Origin of the sequence: Marinobacter sp. 1_MG-2023, from assembly GCF_030549045.1 — a bacterium.
Taxonomy (GTDB): domain Bacteria; phylum Pseudomonadota; class Gammaproteobacteria; order Pseudomonadales; family Oleiphilaceae; genus Marinobacter.
In genome coordinates this window covers 77,115-97,422 of record NZ_JAUOST010000006.1, presented here as the reverse complement: position 1 = coordinate 97,422, position 20,308 = coordinate 77,115, and the positions used below count along the sequence as shown (strand labels likewise).

Genomic DNA, 20,308 nt, shown 5'->3' with positions numbered 1-20,308 from the left:
ACAAAAGAGAAGGGTTATGGACAAGGAGAGCAATGGTAAGCCGGCGGTGATACTGATTCACGGAATGTGGAGCAATCAGGACACTCTGAGGGATGTGAAAGAGGCCTTTGTGGATCAGGGCTATACGGCGGAGTCCTTATGCCTCCCATACCATTTTCCAAAAGCGGAGCATACAGAGGCAAGCCGGGCGAAACTGGCCAGAACGCGCGTGCAGGACTATGTAGCATTTATTGTAGAGCAGGTGAAACGCCTGGACTCTCCGCCAATTCTGGTAGGGCATTCAATGGGTGCTCTCCTGGCGCAGTTGGTGGCCGCCCAGGTACCCTGTGACCGGCTGATTCTTCTATCATCCGCGCCCCCGGCCGGCATAAACGGCCTGAGTTGGTCGGCTATCCGTACGCTGGGCCGCAACCTGTTGCGTTTCCCTTTGTGGCACAGTGTCACTGAAGTCGCTCTGGCTAATGTGGAATACGGCATAGCCAATGCCCAAACCTCTTCTGTACAGAAAGACATCTACGAAAGCTGTACATACGAATCTGGCATGGCCACGTTCCAGATCAGCATAGGGTCGTTGCTCGGGAGTCGGTCTGCCACACACGTGAACACCCAGAGCATTGAGTGCCCGGTGCTGATCGTAGGTGGAACTGCAGACCGAATTACCCCCATCAAAATCCAGCGCAGCATCGCGCAACGTTTCGGCAAGCAAGCTTCGTTAGTGGAAATAGAGAATTGCTGCCATTGGACGGTAGGAGGGGCCTACTTCCCGGAGGTTCGTTCCCGGATATTCAAATGGCTCCAGGGGCATTAGTTGCTGACATTGCACAAAGCCAAACGGCTACAGAAATGCACCCAAAAACCGGAAGTTAATCGAATTGGGTGTCTATGCCTGCCAGAATCAGGTTCGACCGGCTGGCGGCGTCAGTCATCACCGCGAGTCTGTATTCGGCGAGTTTTTCGAACTGTTTGAACGCCGTTTTCGGGACATCTGAAGCGGTAGGGATGTCGGCTTTCAACGGGTTTACCGGTTTGTGGTTGATGTGCAGTTCGAAGTGAAGATGAGCGCCGGTGCTGCGGCCCGTATTACCGGAATGTGCGACTTTCTCGCCACGCCGGACCTGCTGTCCCTTTCGCACAAAGACTTTATCCAGGTGCAGGTAACGGGTTTTGTAGGCATTGCCATGATTGATGTCGACATATTTGCCGGCATAGGGGTGATTGCCCACTCGCTCGACAACACCGTCGCCGGTGCTCATGATTGGAGTACCGACAGGTGTGGCCAGATCAACCCCGTTGTGGGGCGAGATGCGGCCGGTAATGGGATGAAGCCGGTTCGGGTTGAAGTGCGAGCTCACCCGAAAGGATTTGGCCGTAGGCAGACGCCTGAATGCGGGCAAGACACTTTTTCCGTTCTGATCGTAATAGTTGCCGTCGTCGAACAGGAACGCCGTGTGAGTACGGTTGCGCCTTTCAAGCGACACAGCTTCAATGCGGGTTTTACCAGTGGTTTCTGTGGCCGTCGTTTCATGGCCGACGATGACCGCAAAGGTATCCCCAGCCCTCAGTTCCCGCCTGAAATTGATCTGGTGCTCAAGCAGTTGCTGGACTGATGCAATCTGTGTGGCGGAGAGCCCGGCATTCCTGGCTGACTGGTAAAAACTGCCGTGAATGGAACCCTTCAAGACCTCCGATACCCAGTGTGTGTTTTGCACGGATTCCTGGTATTCGAACGTATCGCTATCCACTCTGGTGTAAGTAATAGAACGGGCCGGATCAAGATCCAGTGCCAACTGCTGGAATTCGCCCTGTTCATTGAATTTCAATTTGAGTTCTGTCCCCGGCCTGAGGGTTTCCAGCGCCAGATATTCCACATCAGCCTTCAAAATACGGTTCAGGTCGGCTTGCGAGGCTTCGGCTTGGCTGAAAATGCTGCTGAGGCTATCGCCGGGCTGGACCCTGTGCTCGATGATGTTGGTTGCCCCGGCGGGACCTGCGGCGCCTGATGGTAATGGCTGACCTGTGGTCTGGGAGCCTGGCTGCTGCGCGAGATCTGCGAAATGGATTAGCGCTTCGTTACTCGGTAACTGGATACTTGTGGATGACTCACTCTGTGTCGACCAGAAACCGGCCACCAGAATCAGTGATAACGCAGCAGCTGATAAAACCACATGGGTTGGCGTAAACGTTCTTGAACGAATCATTAATAAGTTGTCTCTTGGCAGGTGGACAGCCGTGTTGATCCACCATCATAAAATAGTTAACCCCTAACATAAATCATTTCAGCTTTACTGTGGAGCTCTGACCATGGTATGAGCGGTTATGTGTTGAAATTGTTAACGGCCATTAGCGCTCAACCCAGCGCCGAACAAAATCCAATGCCGCGTGCGAAGGGTTGGCGTTTCGGATTCCCCGCACTTCGCCAATCACCCAGGTGTTATTCCGACGTTCCACTGAAATAGTCAGCCGTTCTGGCTCCATCATGCGGTAAATAAACACCTCACCAAGCGCAACGAACCTATCGTAGCTGCCCACGCAGTGGTGCATGAATGAGCCCTCATCCAATAACTCCAGCCAGGATTCCAGGGGCTCGATGCCGTCAATGGCGGGTAGAGGTGGTTCGGGATAAACCCCATGTTCCTGCGCAAGAGCAGCAGCATGGGCTTTGCGCTTGGCTTCGGAGCCCATGCTGTTAAAGCGTTCAACTAATTGATCATGAGCCTCTTGCAATTCCTGCCTCGAACTCACCCGGTTCAACCTGTGCATATTGCCCGCTGCCATGTTCAGCGTGTCGCGAATCATTCGGCACAGCCAGGTAATGTCCAAAGCTGACGAGTGTTTATCGACGAGATTCAGCATGCCTGGCCAAAGAGGCTGTCCTTGGCGGAGCAGAAAGCGCAGATGATTCAGGTGAAGGTTCTGGTGGTGCCTGAGTAGTTGCAGAAATTCAGGCTGAGCCAATGATCGGGTGACATCCTCAAGCTCCCAGGGGAGTAGCGGAGAGAGTTCCATCCTGTTTACCAGACGAACCAGGGATTTGCTGGCAGGCAGGCCGGCCCGCTCAAGAATGGCCGTGCGCTTTAACGCTAACAATTGCCCAAACTCGTCAATAGAGAGCGGCTGGCTGCATGCGTGGTTCACCAGAAGAATGAACAGAAGGGGAGAGCTTTCTGCCAGCTCACGAGCAGCTTCCGACGCCGCACAGGCTTGTGCAAGTTCAAAGTCCATCGCCGGCATTAAGCGGGTTACAGCCAGTATGTCTTCGGGTATGCCGTCCGAAACCCGCCTTCCCATTTCATCTTCTAGCGTGAACAGCGGCAGGCCTGGAGCTTCCAGAAAGCGACCCTCGGCCACGATGCCGTCGTCATTCTGGCTGAACCAGAGCAGCGGTTTGGTGGAGTACCAGGTCTGGACCACTAACTGAATCTGGTAGTTGAGAATTACGCTGAGATCGAAAACGACTTGGCTTTCTGCAGAGGGTGTTGTTTTCAAAACGGACTCTTTCATGGAGTTTCCCAGCGACGGTACGGTAACTGCGATCCTATAAGATCAAGGCGACATTGAACGTCGCAGGCTCGTCGCATAATTAGTATATCAATGAGGAGGGTCTTGTGAACGCGCACTTGACAGGCCGATCAACGCATGATCCGCGTTAACAAGCGGCTAGCAGAAGTGAAAGCGGCCTTTCAGCCAAACCTCTGGGTTGTTACCGGGTTCAAACGCCAAAGCCAGCCCCTGCTTGGGCTCGCTGTCTGTGAACACCAGCAGTACCTGAACTTCCCGAAGGGTTTTGGCGCATGAGCCTCGACCGAAATCGGGTTGGGCCCCGTGCATGTTCCGTGAACATGTCTACAAAACCCGAGGAGACCTTGGAATCTGGGGTGGGATCAAGCAGTATTGGTTTTATCATAAAAAAAGACGCAGCCTATCTGTTAGCTCGCAATGGTGAGGTGATTGGTAAGTGCGAGGGGCCAGTGCTCAGCAAAGCCAGAGTGCGTATGTTTGGCCTGCTGGCTTACATATGCGAAAAGAAAGTCTGGATTACGTATCAGAAGGGTCAAATCGATTTCTAGTCAGATGGCAACATTGATTATTGATTTCTTGAAAAGCCAAGTTGATAAGTGCGAAGGAACGCGCAAAAAAGACGGGGGCGAAAGTCAGCATAGGAGCTGACTCCCGATATTGAAACTTTTTTGTCGGAGTAGTTTCGTGTCAGAAAACAAGAACCCTCACGTAGACCGGATGGCACGGTATTTACCGTTCGATCCGTCTCATGATCAGATCTACGAAGAATACCAAGTTGCACGAGATTCACTGAATCTCGATACGGTAGCCTTTAAATACGTCATGGGTGCTGCGCAATCCGGAGCCCGACTCATTGTTCTGACTGGCGATGCTGGGCATGGGAAAACGCATCTTTGCCGGAGGGCTATTCAAGACCTGCTTGGCTATGATGAGAGCGAAGCTCGTAAACTGATTAATGAGTCGTGCGATGGTCGCCAAGTTATAGTGTCAAAAGGCGAAGTAAGAGCGGTTAGCGCATTGCGGATATTCAAGGACTTTTCAGAATTTTCGCCTGAAATTGCAGCAAATCTAGTTGAACAGTCGAATACAACTAATGCAGTAACCATTATTTGTGCTAACGAGGGGCGTCTACGTGCGGTTCTGGCGTCGGATAGTGCTGGTGCGTACTGCCAAGAGTTGCTCGAAACTTTCCTGTCATGCTTCGAGGACGGAAGAGCAAGTCGAGATGGGCGGATACATATTGTTAACCTTAATCACCAGTCGACTGCTGCAGGTGAGGCAGGTAAGTCTCTGGGAGACATGGCCCTTCGGGACTGGACTTCTGGAACCAGGTGGCGGAGTTGTGCGGACTGTGATGCTCGTGACGACTGTCCAATTTATCGTAATAGAGAGATGTTGTCGGAGCGCGCAGACTCTGAAGCGGCGGCAACCAGAAAGGCAAAGTTGCGCCTTCTTTTTGCAACGCTTGAGCGGATAGGCTACGTGATAACAATCAGGGATATGCTGATGGCATTCGCTTATCTGTTAACCGGGGGGCTTAAATGCAGTGACGTCCATAGAAGGTTGAAGCGCCGGGACAAAGGTTGGCAGCAAGCGTATGCTTTTTATAACTTGGCTTTTGAGGCTCCAGACACCCTGTCTAAGGAGCAGCTAAAGCGGTTACCCCTTATGCAGCAAATGCCAAAGCTTGATCCTGGGCGCCGTGCAATCCGGGAGATTGACGAGCGCATTGTAAATCAACAGGGAATATTTGCTCACCATCAGTTGGATCTTCAGTTCCCAGACCCCTCCACTTTTGATGACCGGTTGATCGATGCGGCAGATGGCATTGATGAAATTATCGGCGACCCTCGAAACAAGCGGCAACGATCATCTGAAGCTCAGAATGTTATGAGGGTGGTTAGGGCACTTAGGCGTAGGGCATATGTTGACGGTATCGTTTGCCAGATGCTGGACATGGCTAACCTTGGCTTTCCATATGGCATGGATTACCTGTCAATTGTCCACGGAAGTCTAGACAACGCTCAACAGTCATTGCTAAAGAAAAGAGTCATCTCAGGATTGCATCATATCCAAGGTCTCCAATTCTCAGAACAGACACCAACACTTCACCTTGTTGATCCGGCTTTTGGCCGGTCAATGTCTGGTACTGCGATCCTCGCTGCAAGGATCAAGCCTGCAAATGTTGAACTTCTGAGACTTTCTGATAAATGGGCCGCAAATGATGACCAGAAATATCATGTAAAGCAAAGTGTGGATTGGATAGATCGCCATGTCGTTTTGCGCATTATTGATCTGCAAGCTAGGCCTCATGATTTGCTACTGGACTTGATGACTTTCGATTGTATTTTGCGAGCTGCCGCAGGCCATGTGCCTACAAAATTTTATGAGCATGACATCAGACGTGTAGCGAGCTTTCTTGGACGCATTGCTCAGTCTGGGCGAGTTAGTTCGGATCAAATCAATCTGATTCGTGATGGCCGCTCACAAACCATCTCTATCGATGGCAGCACGATCCTTGTGGGTGCTGGTGCATAAGTAAGGAGCAGGATGAATTATGCTAGACGATGGATCTAAAGGGAGAGTTTTGAAGGGGCCTGAGGTTTCACGGGAGTTGTACGGGGGCGTTCTTGATTTTGATACAGCAGGTCATTATCCCGGTCTTGAGCTTTTGAATTTTGTTTACTGTGGCGGCGTGGATGACATTTTGCCCCGGGGAAATGCAGTAAATATAGTAAGGCGGTCTCATGATTTTGGTCGTCGGCTTGTGTGGGATGAAAGCTTCATAAATGACCCAAGAAGACACACTGTTCTTTTGGACGATGAGGCTGCTGAAGGCACTCTTAGAGAGCTCCTTCGTTGTCTACAACTGGATATACCGAGTGGATCGAAAGACCCGAAATGGTCTAGAGCGCATTTCTTTCCTTATACGCCCTCGTTGATTCATTGGGATGCTCGCGAGCGGAATAAGACTATTAGGCTCGAGCGCCTCTACCTTCGGGGAGGTGGTGCCTTGGCATTCAAAATTCTAAGGACTGATGAGAACTACGAACGAAACCAGCGAATGAAAGAGGGGTTCCAAAAGCTATACTCGGCAACGGCTGAAAGCCCGTTAGAGATTCTAGCGGGATTTATCAACGAGCAAAGTAAACAGGATGTTCGTCCAAGTGAAGATGAGATTGAAAAGCTCACACGTTCGAATCTGGACAGATTTGAGGATATCTATCGGGATGGCGTACTTAATATCCTAGAACAGCGCGAAGCCACCTCCGTAGCGAAGGTTAGAGCGATAATGGGGTGGACTGGACTTTGGTTAGTGCTGATGCAGAACAGGCGGTCCAGAAGTCGGCTTGGGTTGGGTGACACCCCGTTAATTTGTGACTGTGGTGCTAATAGCCCTCAATTACGGAGGGCGTCTCAGCGCTGCTTACAGGAAGTTTTGGACAATATAGTTCAGTCGGTCGGTGACGTAGAGTCCAAACTACCTAATGCGCGGCGAAATAACATTAGGAGTTTTTTCTGGGCTACAGCTGCAGCCAATGGATTCTTGAATGCATGGCGCGGCCGCAAACATTTCACATTGTCAGTAGATGCCCTGGAAATGATTGTATTGGCGACGATCCCCTCGGGAAAAGAACTACCATACGAGCGTTTTGTGACCGAAGTGCTTTTTGAGCGGCTGGGTATAGCGATCGGTCGTGGAGCTGCAGAAGCAGCGGGTCTGGTAAGCTCCATCGATGCAAGTATTTTTGAGGAAAATGAAGCTCAGCTGGCGGATCAAATGATCGCAGCGGGATTAGTTACTCAGTATTCTGATGCCACAAGAATGGTTAGCCCAAGAAACGACGTTTGAATGGAATTTTAAATGACAGGAATCGATAACGTTATTGCAGGTACAGCCTTCGAGATTGTCGCTCGAAGTTTCACTTCAGAAAGTGGTGCTGACCGTAACTCCTTTAGATTAAAAAATCTTACTAGAAGTGAGGCCTTGGAATTTCTGAAGGTGTGGCAGCTGCGCAGCGCTGAACGGAAGCTTGGAAAGGTCAGGCTGCTGGTAGCGAGTGATTCACATGAAGCTTTCCCCGAAGAGTTTAGAGCCAACCCTGAGCTTTCGATAACGTACTACCGAAACAATAATGAACATGGCCTCGTTTATATTGAAACAAAAGTTGAAAGCGATGAGCAGGGACTTAAGAACATCTTTACTTTGAGAGATGTTAATTTTCTTGATGGCACATTCGATGACGATGGCTTCATTGTCCCAGACGAAATGGTCAGACAGGCATTTCAATATGTTGATATGCATGATCCTGACGGAAATGTACTCATTAGAGATCGTTTGGTCGAAGTTCTGAAGGAGCTGGCTAGGGCCGGTATGACAGTCCCTGTAAGAAAGTTTGCAGGTTTTGTCCTAGCCGCAGCAAAGGAAATTTATGAAAGTGGCTCTACATATTCTCCCAACGAAACGGACGAGCTTGTTGGGCGGTCTCTCAAGCTGCTAGACATGTTTCCCGATGAACATTGGCGTGAAATGGCAGGACGAATCTCGAGACGTCTGTCATTGAATCTTTTGAGGGCTGAACTAGCAGCTTCAGCTTCTGCTGATCTCGACAGAGAGAAAACTGCCCAAGATTGTCTTCGCACAAAGTTTACAGACGTAAATGGTGAGAAGTACGACCCTGAACTACAAGAGTTCTGGAGATTGGCTTGTTATGGTTACTGCCAGGCTCCATCGCGAGATAAGCGAGCGCGCATACCATACAGAATTTTTGAGCAGGTATTCACCAGGGATGTTAAAGGATTACCGTTGGGGCAACGGATCGCGGAAGAAATTGACGCAAACGCACCTGATCGTCGAGCCGAATTTGATGAGTTGAGTCTAGAGAACGGCTTGAACAACCGCTCGGCTGATGATGCGAGAAAACTCCTTGAATGCGATCCTGAAGATTCAGGAAAACTTCCTTTAAGAGATCTTCTGTCTAAGCAAACGCTCCGGATGGTTGATAAACTTGCATCCCCTTCACTTGAACGAATTCGGAATCCATTAATCAAGCTTTCGCAGGTTGCATCGAATTTTTGGGCGAGGCATGACCTGAATGGTAGTGAGTTCAAAATTACGATGCGGTTCGGCTTGCCGGAATTTTCACGCCCTCTGCCCACAGCAGGACTATTTGCTTTTCTTTATGGCGGGGCGTTGGAAGAAGTGGGTCGCACACTCAAGGATGGATTAGGATCCGTATCATTGGAGCTGGATCCGCGTATGGTCGCACAGTATGACGTGCCGCCACTGAAACAAGACTTTGGCCCTAGTGCAGATGACACTGAAGGAAGTGCGGCAGACGACGATGATGGAGTCGTGTGGCTGCCTTTACCGCTCGAGTTCGTGCTTGTGAATTCGAAAGACGGTATTGAGATTGATAGTGAAACTGCAATTGAATGGTTCCCCGAGGATCTCCCTTATCTTGCTTTGTTCTGGATTTCTGTCTGTGGTGAAGATCGATGCGATTTGAATCTGGAGCATTTTGCACAACCGAATAAAACTGGCGCAGAGTGGATCTCAGAGGTGGTCAGTCGCCGCCGGCCCTTTGACGGCGGCGCGGCAAAGCCAATCCGAGAAGAGGCTTTAGGGCATCCGATTATTGCCCAGTTGATTGATCTACGATCAAGATTTAGAAATGAAGTGGCAAAAGAAGGATTGTTGCCTGAGCTAATGAATAATTTTTTTGATGAGTGGGCTCCGCTTCTTTCCGACGCTCGAACGACATTTGTGCCAGATGGGGATGTCCCCGATGGCATGATCGAGTTCATGAATGCTGACTGCGTATTGAACTTTGATGGTGATCAAGTGCTGATGCTCCAGTCACATCCCCTGAAACTAAGGTGGATTGCTGCCTACCTTTTAAAGTGCTCACAGCTTGCAGCAGATGCAATCGAAGGCTCACTTAAGCTTAATTCTCAAAATGAGAACCTGTATCTCGATTGGATTCAAGGCCTGTCTCCCCATCAGCAACCTTCAATACACACTGCCGTCGATGGACATATATTGTTTGCAGCGGGCGAGCAAGGTTGGACGGAAAGCTTTCATCGGACGGTAACATCTGGTGGAACAACATCGGGAGATAGAATTCATTCCAGTCTAGTTGCAGAAATTGTCCGACAGATAACGCTGTATCTTCACGCTCATCCTTATAAGTCGGACGGACTAGCCGTACTTGTGGTGACTGGCGGAGCTAGCGCGCTCCCTGCAGATATCGTACAGGGCGTTCGCAAAGCTGAATTCAAGAATCTCGCTATGACGATTGAGTTCGTTGCGCCGAGGAAATGCTGGGATGAGGCTGCACGCCAGTTTGAAATGGTTGATACAGATAATCGACTTGCTGGCGATGGTGTGCTTTTCCCTCCAGTGCAATTGAACCTGCATGACTTAGAAAGAGTTAGAGACAATGCGGACGCAGCTCTCGGTGATCTTGTTTGTGATATCGCAATTGTTCCTCAGTTTTTGGATGACAATGTAAGCACAGATGCGAAGACAGAAGATGAGTCTACGGCTTTTGGAAAGTTTAACCCTTTATTGGATGATCCAACATATATTGCATCTGGCGCAGATTCCTCTGCTCTTTGGGTGTCTCTTCGTCCTAAGACGAGCGATATTGCTTTATCCAATTGGTCAACGCTGGCAGTGAGACATGAAAGAAGGAATCCAGTGGCATCTGATCGTCCTGAAGCAACAGACTTTATCGATATCCGTATAAACTTTCATAATACCGCGCGTTTCTTCGGAGTTCTCCACGAGCGCTCTCATTGGGTGATAACGGTTGAAAGGCACATTACTCGGAAGCAGATCGAACGCTTAGAAACTAGGCCTGAGGTGCTCTCTCTGAGAGATGGTGTTGGGCCGGGAGGCCTGTTCACCATGATTGTTTCGTCGAATGCTGGTAAGAAGTTTGTAATTGATCGGCTTACGCGAAAGCTTAGCCGCATTGCTTCTCTGATTGGGCGTTCTGAACTGGCTGATCAGCATGCGCAACAGCTAGCTCAGCAGATTTATAGTGAAGCACGACAAATTTCGCCAAGGCTTACTCTGGATGCACTAGGGATATCAAGGGTCACTGAAGAGATACTTGGTTTAAGTATTGCCAGAAAAGTAGCAGATTCTTTGGCGCCGATTAGTGTTAGTGATGGGCTCGTAGCGTGGATCTCTCTTGACGAACATCCGGAATGGTTTGGCTCAGCAAATTCTATGCGAGCAGACATGGTAAGACTGTCTCTAAACTTGGGAGATGATGGCCTTTCTGTTGATCTATTGGTGCTGGAAAGTAAATTAAGGCGGTCAGGTTATGATGCGCATGGAGCGGAGCAGGTTCGAAAAACGCTCAATATGTTCGATTCAGTATTTCCATCGACTGGGGAATTGGATTCGATGGATGGTGAGCTCTGGCGGGAGACTATTCTGTCTGCAATAGACACGATTAGTGAAGATGCGGTGCATATCCAATCTGCTGAAAAGTCTGGCTCGACAACACGCCGATCTAGGGTGTCAGGTGAAATAAGACGACGTTTTCGTGAAGGAGATTTCGTATCATTAAAAATTACTGGTTTGTACTCTATTTGTGAGTACTCACACCATCGGGAGCTTAGTGTTGAAAGCTATGATGCTGACCCTAGAGTACAAATAGCCCAGACAGGAGGGAGCGCCTTGCTGGATAGTTCATCTATAGTCATGGATGTGGTGCCGGATGGTGCTAAGCCAACAAACGAGATTGTTCAAGGTGCGGCTGAAGATACTGGTGACGATCTAGATGTTAAAGAAGCATGGAAAGTTGAACGGCAGAATATACCTGAGACTGACTCGCATAAAAAAGATATAAAAGGTCATGCTGATAACGTTCTTGAGACCGAAATTAGTGAGTCAAATTCATCTACAAGTTCACATTCTCACCTTGGTCAAGATGAGCTTCACCGGCGCTACCAAGTGATCCTGGATACTTTTGGCCAGTACGGTATCAATGTCAGTAAAGCAGCGTCGGGTGTTGAGCATGCTGTTGAAGGGCCTGCCTCAATTCTATTCCGGGTTAAACCGGGTAAAGGAGTGTCGCCAAGTAAGCTTTATGGGCAGCATGATGCGCTTAAACTAGCGCTGGAGCTTGATGCAGCGCAAGACATAAGGTTCGATATTGACAAAGGGTATGTAACGATCGATGTCCCGAAACTGGATGAGGATAGATATTTCGTTTCAGCCTCAGGTTTGTGGTCCCGCTGGAGTCGACCGAAGACTGGGTTGGCTGTGCCTATCGGAGAAGATCGATTCGGAAATGTTGTTGAGATTAACTTTACGTCGTCTAACTCACCTCATCTACTCATTGGCGGAACCACTGGTAGCGGCAAGTCCGAAGCCCTTAACACTATTCTTTTAGGTATTACAGAACATTATGGGCCTGAAGAGGTGCGGTTACAGCTCATTGACCCTAAGGGAACAGAGTTGGAACACCTTTCCGAATCTGAACACTTGGATGGTGAAGTTGGTTGGGATGAAGAAGATGCGAAAGAAATTCTCGCTCGTGCTGTAGAAGAAATGCAAGAACGATATGCTAAGTTCAGGGGTGTCAAAGTTCGCTCCTTAGAGGACTACAATGCCCAAGCTCCCGAGAAAGAGAAGACACCTTGGTGGATCATCGTCTTGGATGAGTATGCTGACCTGACCTCGGAGCCAGACGCAAAAAAAATTATAGAGGGCCATCTAAAGCGTCTTGCGCAAAAGGCGCGTGCTGCAGGAATCCATGTGATTATAGCTACGCAGAAGCCTGACGCGACTGTCATAAGCACCAATCTTAGATCCAATTTGCCTGCCCAATTGGCATTGCGAGTTAAAAGCTCTACTGAAAGTCGGGTTATTATGGATGATTCCGGAGCAGAATCGCTGACCGGCAAGGGGGATGCGTTCTTCAAAGAGAGTGGGGTTTTAACCCGAGTTCAGTGTGCAAAGATCTGACACGCAAAAATAGTTAACAAAAATAGTCTCCAAGTAACCACCGCTCCTTCAATAATGATGATGAGCGGTGGTTCAGATGTATGAACTAATCGTCCTGCTGCGAGATGATCCCGTGTACAGCTTTGGCAATGTGATTTGCAAGTAGGGGCGGCACAGCGTTGCCAACCTGAACATACTGCTCAGTTCTGTTCCCTTCAAAGAAATAGTTATCTGGGAAGGTCTGAATTCTTGCAGCCTCCCTAACGGTAAGACTTCTGCACTGAACTGGGTCGTAGTGAATGAAGTAATGCCCATCCTTCGAAATATGACTTGTAACAGTGCTAGCGACGCGATCTTTCGCCTGCACTTTGAAGCGATCAGTGAAGTTACCACTCTTCCAGTTTTTGTGTTTGGGAGCCAAGCCTTCAGGGTAATCTCGTGAGCGAGGTGAGATGCCCTCATTGGTTTCAGCATAACAACTTGCATACAGGTATCGGTGTAGATCTTCGGGCATGTGATTCCTCGCTTCGTGGTTAAGGAAGCCTTGCAGTTGTCTATCTTCATACCAAGCACTGAGTTCACGCGGCAGGTAGTTCTTGCGCTTCCCTTCTACAGTGACGAACTTTCCACCCTGGTCAAGTTTGGAGTTAATTGACTCGCATGCCTTCTTGGCCCTCTTTTGAGCGCGTGGAAAGCGTTTGAGTGCTGGGTAGACCTTCTTCAAAAAACCATGCTGAAAGTTGTTTTGCCAAGCCTCATAGGTATTGGGTTTAGTGCGGGAAAGCCCGCTTCTAAGTCGGGGTAAATCTTCTAGTACTTGCCCGACGGTAACTTTGCTGCTCTTCCTCCAATTAGCCAGCAGCTCGCCATTTAAATCTTTTGAACACAAATTTTTGCGTACGCCGAGAAGAATGACTCTATGGCGAGCTTGTGGAATACCGAACTCTTCAGCACGGATCACAAAATCTTTATTCTGGTAGTTGCCGTATGGATTGTGATCTTCAAGTGGGTGAGCAAGGGGCAGTAATTCATATTCAACTTCTTCGCGACTGCTCTCAAGTGCGCGAGCGGGGCAGACCAGATCTTCCCGTATTTTCTCGAAAATTGACTCGCCATTGACCTTGGCAGTCAGAATTCCTTTAACATTTTCCATGACGAAAATATCTGGCTGCACAAGATCGAGAACTTTCAAATATTCTTTGTAGAGGAAGTGTCGGTGATCCTCTTCGGCAACATAACCCTTGATACCTTTGTTGCGAGCTCTGCCAACTAGCGAGTAGGCTTGGCAGGGAGGCCCGCCAATAACGATCTTCTTCCCTTTATGCCCATTGAGCTGCTCTGCAATCGAATCAAAGATTTCTTCATGGTCTTCGCTACCTAAAGCTTTGGGGCCGCCAAGTGTTTCTTGTCTAGCGGCCCCCCATTCTTTGGGATATTTTTTGGCGAAAAAATGCTCTGCGCTGCATTCAGACTTGCCCCGAAGGTATTCATAGTATTTATCGGGGACTTCACGGCCAAGGAATTGGCGGTAGAATGCCCGTAGAGTTAGTGTCTTATGTGCACTGGCTTCTTTCTCAACCGAAGCTACGATTTTGAAAGGGTGCTCTCCTGCGGGAGTTTCAAAAGCGGAAAAGCCCTCACCAAGCCCTCCCGGACCAGCAAAAAGATCAATTACTTTGATAGTGTCAGTCATGCAGAGTTCGCCAAAGTCATGTAAGCGGGTAGGATACCAGGTAGCGCCCTAAATTCCAGAAAGCATTTCTCAAATGGTTGATGTTGTAGATCCAAAAACGCGTTCCAGAATGATGTCTGGCATTCGTGGCAAGAATACTAAGCCGGAAGTTTTGATCCGCAAGGCGCTCCATGCGGGCGGCTTCAGGTTTCGGTTACACCGTAAGAATCTGCCGGGATCTCCCGACATTGTTCTTCCAAAATTTCGGGCAGTGATCTTGGTCAACGGGTGTTTCTGGCATGGGCATCAATGTCGATTATTCAAGTGGCCCAAAACAAGGCCTGAGTTCTGGAGAAACAAAATCGAGGGCAATATTCGCCGGGATCAGCGAAAATTGTCTGACCTGAAGAGTCTGGGGTGGCGCGTATGCCTGGTTTGGGAGTGCGAAATCAAAGGTGCAAAAGAAGAAAACTTGAATAGAGTAATCGAAAGCATATCGAAATGGTTGAAAGGTAAAGAAAGTTCTCTCTTCATTCCTGATAACAGAACTCAAGCGATTAGTGACTAGCTAACAAATATCTGATGATACAGGGAGTGAAGGGCCGCAAATGACGATCGCCCCATACAACCGCAACGCCCAAACCTTCTTCGCTCAATACCAGTCCCTGACCTTCGACGAGGTACACAGCGACTGGTTGCCTCAGTTAGACCAAAAGGCGGGCTTGGCTCTGGATGTTGGCGCAGGCAGCGGTCGCGATTCCAGTGCCCTTGCAGCGCGGGGGTGGGATGTGGTCGCGGTAGAGCCCGCAGCTGGCTTGCGAGAGTTGGGGCAGGGCGCTACTCGCAATCAGAGCATTCATTGGGTAGACGATCAATTACCCGATCTAGGTAAGATCCGGAAGCTGAGCTATCGCTTCGATCTAATCCTGGTTTCCGCGGTCTGGATGCATATCCCACCAACCGATCGTGAACGTGCATTTCGAATCCTGACTGAGCTTCTGGCACCCGGTGGAATGCTGGTGATTACGCTTCGGCATGGGCCAGGTGATGGCGAACGACTCTTTTACGATGTCAGTAGGGAAGAGCTGGAGGGTTTTGCCAAACGCCGAGCACTGGTCCCGCTTCCGTTGCCGGTCGGGCGCAAGAAGGATGAACTTCAGAGGAACGAAGTTTCCTGGGAGACTCTGGCTTTTCGTTTGGCAGACGATGGCACAGGCGCATTGCCGACAGTCCGCCACATCATCGTTAATGATAATAAATCCTCGACCTACAAATTGGGTTTGCTGCGGACCCTTGTACGGATTGCTGACGGCGCGCCTGGCCTGGCGCTTAAGCGTACCGATGACTGGGTGGATATTCCGCTTGGGGCGGTTGGGCTGTTCTGGATTATGCTTTATCACCCTCTGGTTCTCCGACACCAACTGAGGCAGGCGCCAGGCAGCCGTGGCTATGGCTTCGCCACAGAGGATTTCTTCAAGCTGCAGGGTTTCACGCCTCTGGATTTCAGAGTGGGTATGTCGCTGTCGGCGGATGTTGCGCCGGTAGTCCTTCGCGCTATCCGGGATGCTTGCTCGACCATTCTCAAGAATCCTGCACATTTCACGACCTGGCCTGGCAGTAACCGTCCGATCTTTGAAGGCGGTTCGGCCAGAATAACCATCAAGAAAGCATCCGTGCGTCTGGATAAAGCTACGCTTTCCCGGTTCGGTACCTTCCGTGTTCCTTCGTTTCTCTGGGATACATTCAGTCGTTATGCGTGCTGGATTGAGCCTGCGATTGTTAATGAATGGATTGATTTGATGGGTAGCTGGGATCTGCGCTATTCCATGGACGTATATCATTGCGGCTTACAGTGGGTTGAAGGCCGACGCGACACGTCTGCCGTACGTCAAATGGTTCAACAGCAGCTGCAGACCGGCAAAGTCGAGTGCGTATGGACAGCAAAAAGTCTCAAAGCGAAGCGGTTTGACGTCGACCACTGTTTTCCATGGTCACGATGGAACAACAACGATCTCTGGAATCTGATGCCAGCGACTCATACGGCAAATGCTTCGAAGTCCGAAAAGCTTCCCGGGGACTTGCTGCTCAAAAAGGCGCACCCTCGAGTAGTGAACTGGTGGGAGCAAGCGATAGTGGGTACGTCGCGTGAGGAGCAGTTCTTCTCAGAGGCTGAGGCCTCGCTACCAATGCTAGGGCAGAAACGATCCGTGGAAGGCGTTTTTGAGGGGATCCTCCAACAGCGGCTGAGGCTGAAAACCAATCTTCAGCTGGCAGAATGGTTGGGCGTATAAATTAGATTGGCGATACCGAGCTTTTCGGGCTTGAAGGCAAATATGAAAGGAAACATCATGCTTAAACGACAGGCAGCGCTAGTTATCGCACTGTGCTCAATGTTCTTATCGGCAACCACCATGGCGACAGAAGAGGCGGAATACACAGTACTCCTGAAGGAAGATAATCTGGAAGTTCGTCAGTATGAGCCGCAGATTGTTGCAGAGACGGTCGTCGACACAGAATTTGAAGACGCGGGCAGTGAAGCTTTTGGTCGTTTGTTTAAATACATTTCCGGCAATAACCAATCCCAAGCGGAAATCGCCATGACTGCGCCTGTTGGCCAGGTGGCTGAGAGCCAGAAAATCGACATGACGGCGCCGGTCGGGCAGACCCAGGTTGATGGTCAATGGGTAGTGAGTTTCATGATGCCCGGTTCGTTTACGATGGACAGCATACCGAAACCCAACGATGAACGGATCGCTTTACGTTCTGTGCCGGAACAGACGATGGCAGCCATTCGCTACTCCGGTCTTTGGAGTGAATCAGGTTACCAAAAGAACAAGTCCAGGCTGGAAAGGTGGATTGGTGAAAAGGGGTACATCGCAACTGGAGCGCCGGTATGGGCCCGTTATAACGCGCCGTTCATTCCATGGTTTCTGAGACGGAACGAGGTGTTGATACCCGTAGAACAGGTGCAATGAGACCTTGGATAATGATTCAAAAATAAACGAACTCAAACCACCAGGATGATGCCATGCCGCAATCGCCCCTTGCCCAATCCCTGAAACTCCCTTTCGTTCGATCTGAGTTCTATTATTTAGCGAGCGAACCTAGGTTCGCCCGCTAAGATAACCTCAGCGCTCTACTAGCACCCGAACCACCTTGTTATATTGGCGATGGTCAAATTCACCCGTGGGCTCACCATTCCCATCCGTTATGGGGAAAACATACCGCGGCGTCATGACGACTTCATAGCCATAGTCGCCACTGGGGCGAACGTCCACCTCTAGAAAACCATAGTGCTTGCCGCCATCAATAAGTTGGTTTCCGTTCCACATCTCCGGTACGTCGCCGTGAACGCTCCAGTGTGTTTCCTGGGCCTCGGCCGGCAATTGATCAAAAGGGACGTATGTAGTGGTCGGCGGGTATCCAGGCCCTCTTAGGCCATCACCTGCGAAGCCGACATCCCAGTAATGGACTCCGTTTATGCGAACATACTCCAGTAACTCATCATGTCCGGATAGCACGGCTGTCACGCCGTAACGTTCGAAGAGTTCTTTATAAGCCCGCATCGGAACGCCCGATTGACTGTCTTCACCGTTGGCGATGCCTGCGCTTCCTGATGGCAAGCTGTGTACACCTGTACCAAATGCTGTGTGGTGGAATTGAACAAAGATTATCTGGCCTTGCGCTTGTGCATCTGCAAGTTCACGTATAGCCCAGTTCCATTGTTCGCTACCTGGATTGAAGTCGGGAACGCGAGACTCTACTCCATTAATCATCAGGTTAGTGTCTTGGCTTGGGTCATCATCATTGCCGTTGGAGGAATCGAGTGAGATCAAGGTCACAGGGCCATAGTCAGCGCGATAGTAGCGTTTCTCATAACGCTCATCCGTAGCGTAATTAGTCGGCAGATCCCAGTAAGTGTTCCATTTGTCATAGGACAACATGGATGCCTGGGCGTTATATCCCGGAGCCTCCGGGTGCCAGTAGTTTTCATGGTTGCCGAGGGTAGGGAAGATGGGTGTTGTAGATGCCAGAGTGCCCCATTCGCCAGCACTGTGGCGCCAGAACTCGTCCCAGTCCAGCTGCCGCCCGCCCTTTTCGACCAGATCACCAGCAATGACCCAAAAGTCCGGGCTACGTGTTGCAGCGTACCCAAGGTTTGCTTTGTATCCCTCTGTTTGATCAACAGGGTATTGCCGGGTATAGGTATCAGGGTCGGTTCCTAGCTTCTCCCCGCCAACTGCCAATGCATTCGCTGTCCAGCGTACGGTTTTCTGTGTCGACTCAGGTTCGGTTTCCATGTCTGACATGGCAATGAAGCGAACCGCCTCTCGACTGCCAGTCATAGGCGCTGTTTTGAATTCCGACGCAAATGTGTCAGCGCCCGGTTGATCTACAGAGTATTGATAGCTGGTTTCCGGTGTGAGTTGGGTAACCCTGACAGAATGCTTGTAATTCGGGGCGGGAGCAGCCCCCTCAGTAGCATAGGAATGAATACTGCTAAAGTTTTGATCACCGTGTATGTATTCGATCTCAGAGGCACCATAGGTAAGGCTGTCTGCCAACTCGGGATTTGAAGCAAACTCACCAATTCCATTAACGGCCAGGGTTCCTGGCTTGTCGGAATCACTAAACCAGGTCACGGTCATTTCTGTTGGAGCGGGATTTTGCAAATACGGTAGAGCGTAGTAGCGGCTTTCTGCTACCACTGATGGCTCATCATTTTCAGATGAGTCAGGAGTAGGTGATTCGTTTGAGTCTGAGGACGAACCTGATCCGTTAAAACAACCAGTTAAAGAGGTAATAGCCAAAGCTAACGCTAATTTCGGGCATAAGGGAGACATTCGATTGTTTTCCTACGGTTTTGAGACGTTGTGACAGACTGAAAACTGTAGCGTGCGAGTATGTCTCTGAAGTGACTAATCTGTTACAGGTTATGTAATTGTAAAATTTAAGGTTTCGGGCAATATTCAGGGCCATAAGTCAGAACTGAGCCGGAAGTTGGCATTCTTGTTTTTCGGGACGCTTGGTCCGGTAGCCTGGTTCTTAAACGTAAATTCAAACGGCTAATCGAGAGGTTTCGACATGCCCGGCAGCAATGCCCCTACACCAATAAGCAGCTACACCCGAAAAGTCTGGATCGCCGTAAGCATTAGTGCGGTTATGGCGGGCGCTTTGATTCTGCTCTGGCATGGTTTTCAGGTTCTGTTGCTGATTTTCGCCGGACTTCTGTTGGGCACTTTTTTATTGGTTCCGGCTGGTTGGTTATGCAGCCATAGCTTTCTGTCGCGCGGGTGGTCTCTGTCAGCTGTGATTCTCTCGATAGCAGGTTTGTTGGCCTTGTTGGGAATGCAGTTTGCAAGCGGGGTGAACGAGCAGTTTGAACAGCTCGCTAAGATTTTGCCGGATTCCGTTTCGGAATTAAAAGAGCAGTTTCGTAAGTGGCCTATGGGTACTCAGATTATTGAGCGGTTCAGTCAGGAGGGTGCAGCAGATAGTCTCTTCGGCCAGTGGTTTTCCAAGGTTTCGTTATTCCTCTCGTCCACATTGAGTATTTTCCTGGATCTTTTTTTTGTTGTTTTCATAGCTCTGTTCTTTGCCTTCGAACCAGGCACCTATCGATCGGGATTGCTTTCTCTTATCCCGCCGCGCCAACGCGCTACAGTTACAACGCTTACTGCAGAAATTAGCCAGCGCCTATATTGGTGGCTATTAGGACGCCTTCTATCAATGACTGTGGTCGGTGTGGCCACAGGCATGGGGCTATGGTTGTTGGGGGTGCCCATGGTGCTCTCACTTGCGCTGCTGGCAGCATTGCTGGTGTCGATCCCTAACTTAGGGCCAATACTGGCGGCGATCCCTGCGTTACTGGTGGCGCTTCCGGATGGCCAGTTCTTGCCTGTATTGGTGCTTTACTTGGCTGTACAGGCGGTGGAAAGCAACATGATAACGCCGCTTGTAGACCGCAGATCAGTGAAGCTTCCTCCCGCGTTGCTGCTGTCAGCTCAGATTATTATGGGTTTGACTGCAGGGATTCTTGGCCTGGTTCTCGCGGCACCTTTAACGGTGTTGGGGATGGTTGTTGTCAAGCGGCTATATGTTGATACCCGAGTAGAGCAATAGGCCGACGTTTGTTCTTTACAGGAATT

General features: G+C 49.9%; 13 protein-coding genes. 9 read left to right on the top strand and 4 right to left on the bottom strand.

The features are described from left to right. The first annotated feature begins 16 nt into the window (after window positions 1-16). Window positions 17-808, top strand: coding sequence for an alpha/beta hydrolase (locus Q4606_RS14645; RefSeq protein WP_303607994.1), 792 nt, complete (start codon window positions 17-19; stop codon window positions 806-808). A 55-nt stretch (window positions 809-863) separates the two neighbouring features. On the opposite strand, the gene Q4606_RS14640 is transcribed toward Q4606_RS14645, so the two are convergent. Together Q4606_RS14640 and Q4606_RS14635 are read right to left on the bottom strand one after the other, a co-directional pair. Then, on the bottom strand, window positions 864-2,198 hold the full coding sequence (locus Q4606_RS14640; protein WP_303607993.1) for a peptidoglycan DD-metalloendopeptidase family protein: 1,335 nt from the start codon (window positions 2,196-2,198) through the stop codon (window positions 864-866). A gap of 142 nt (window positions 2,199-2,340) precedes the next feature. Continuing rightward, complete coding sequence (locus Q4606_RS14635; protein WP_303607992.1) at window positions 2,341-3,501, bottom strand: PcfJ domain-containing protein; 1,161 nt, start codon at window positions 3,499-3,501, stop codon at window positions 2,341-2,343. A gap of 135 nt (window positions 3,502-3,636) precedes the next feature. Here Q4606_RS14635 and Q4606_RS14630 point away from each other — a divergent pair, with 135 nt between their 5' ends. The 4 genes from Q4606_RS14630 (at window position 3,637) to Q4606_RS14615 (ending at window position 12,508) form a co-directional block, all read left to right on the top strand. Beyond that, entirely contained in the window at window positions 3,637-3,795 is a 159-nt protein-coding gene (locus Q4606_RS14630) for a hypothetical protein (RefSeq protein ID WP_303607991.1), read from the top strand. Window positions 3,796-4,203: 408 nt separating this feature from the next. Further along, on the top strand, window positions 4,204-6,057 hold the full coding sequence (locus Q4606_RS14625; protein WP_303607990.1) for a hypothetical protein: 1,854 nt from the start codon (window positions 4,204-4,206) through the stop codon (window positions 6,055-6,057). Window positions 6,058-6,076: 19 nt separating this feature from the next. Then, on the top strand, window positions 6,077-7,372 hold the full coding sequence (locus Q4606_RS14620) for a hypothetical protein (protein WP_303607989.1): 1,296 nt from the start codon (window positions 6,077-6,079) through the stop codon (window positions 7,370-7,372). Window positions 7,373-7,384: 12 nt separating this feature from the next. Further along, complete coding sequence (locus Q4606_RS14615; RefSeq protein ID WP_303607988.1) at window positions 7,385-12,508, top strand: FtsK/SpoIIIE domain-containing protein; 5,124 nt, start codon at window positions 7,385-7,387, stop codon at window positions 12,506-12,508. Window positions 12,509-12,593: 85 nt separating this feature from the next. On the opposite strand, the gene Q4606_RS14610 is transcribed toward Q4606_RS14615, so the two are convergent. Next, a complete protein-coding gene (locus tag Q4606_RS14610) occupies window positions 12,594-14,180 on the bottom strand; it encodes a DNA cytosine methyltransferase (RefSeq protein ID WP_303607987.1) in 1,587 nt (528 codons plus the stop codon). Window positions 14,181-14,253: 73 nt separating this feature from the next. Between Q4606_RS14610 and Q4606_RS14605 the strand changes: the two genes are divergently transcribed. Genes Q4606_RS14605 through Q4606_RS14595 form a run of 3 tightly spaced genes read left to right on the top strand, consistent with a single transcriptional unit; the run spans window position 14,254 to window position 17,134 of the window. Continuing rightward, window positions 14,254-14,727 (top strand): very short patch repair endonuclease, encoded by a 474-nt coding sequence (locus Q4606_RS14605; RefSeq protein ID WP_303607986.1) that lies wholly within the window; start codon window positions 14,254-14,256, stop codon window positions 14,725-14,727. A 40-nt stretch (window positions 14,728-14,767) separates the two neighbouring features. Beyond that, window positions 14,768-16,450, top strand: a complete 1,683-nt coding sequence (locus Q4606_RS14600; RefSeq protein ID WP_303607985.1) for a class I SAM-dependent methyltransferase — start codon at window positions 14,768-14,770, stop codon at window positions 16,448-16,450. Window positions 16,451-16,507: 57 nt separating this feature from the next. Then, window positions 16,508-17,134, top strand: a complete 627-nt coding sequence (locus Q4606_RS14595; protein ID WP_303607984.1) for a heme-binding protein — start codon at window positions 16,508-16,510, stop codon at window positions 17,132-17,134. 153 nt (window positions 17,135-17,287) lie between these two features. Here the strand turns inward: Q4606_RS14595 and Q4606_RS14590 are convergent, their stop codons facing one another. Beyond that, the gene (locus Q4606_RS14590) at window positions 17,288-19,003 is read right to left on the bottom strand and encodes an FN3 domain-containing metallophosphoesterase family protein (protein WP_303607983.1); all 1,716 of its coding nucleotides are present in this window, start codon (window positions 19,001-19,003) and stop codon (window positions 17,288-17,290) included. 241 nt (window positions 19,004-19,244) lie between these two features. On the opposite strand from Q4606_RS14590, the gene Q4606_RS14585 reads away from it, so the two are divergent. Beyond that, a complete protein-coding gene (locus Q4606_RS14585; RefSeq protein ID WP_303607982.1) occupies window positions 19,245-20,282 on the top strand; it encodes an AI-2E family transporter in 1,038 nt (345 codons plus the stop codon). The last annotated feature ends 26 nt before the right edge of the window (window positions 20,283-20,308 follow it).